The 317-nt window shown below is 73.5% G+C and carries 1 pseudogene; it reads left to right on the top strand.

Features of this window, described 5'->3' with window-relative positions:
• Positions 1-125: 125 nt before the first annotated feature.
• Positions 126-317 (top strand): annotated as a pseudogene (locus tag ACLWS4_RS38295) (hypothetical protein); the annotation flags it as partial.

The following is a 317-nucleotide window of genomic DNA, read 5'->3' on the forward strand; positions in this document are numbered from 1 at the left end:
GTGGTCCCGCACTTCGCCGGCTACGGCGAGAGCGAGGTCCGCGGCCTCTTCCCGTCCGAGCCCAACGCGGTCTTCCGCGCCTACCGCTACACGGCGGCCGAGATCCCGTGGCTGGAGGCGACGGCATGACGACAGCCGATCCTGTGGACGCGGCGAGCGAGACGGACGCGGCGGACGAGGCGCAGGCGGCGCACGCGGCCGACACGGCCGACGATGTCGACGCGAAGGTCCCCTGGCGGAGACTGGTCCCGCTGTCGGCCCAGCACGTCCTGGCGATGATCGCCGCCCCGGTCTCCACCGTCTTCCTCGTCGCCGGC

This window comes from Kitasatospora sp. SC0581 (genome assembly GCF_048159585.1).
Lineage (GTDB): Bacteria > Actinomycetota > Actinomycetes > Streptomycetales > Streptomycetaceae > Kitasatospora.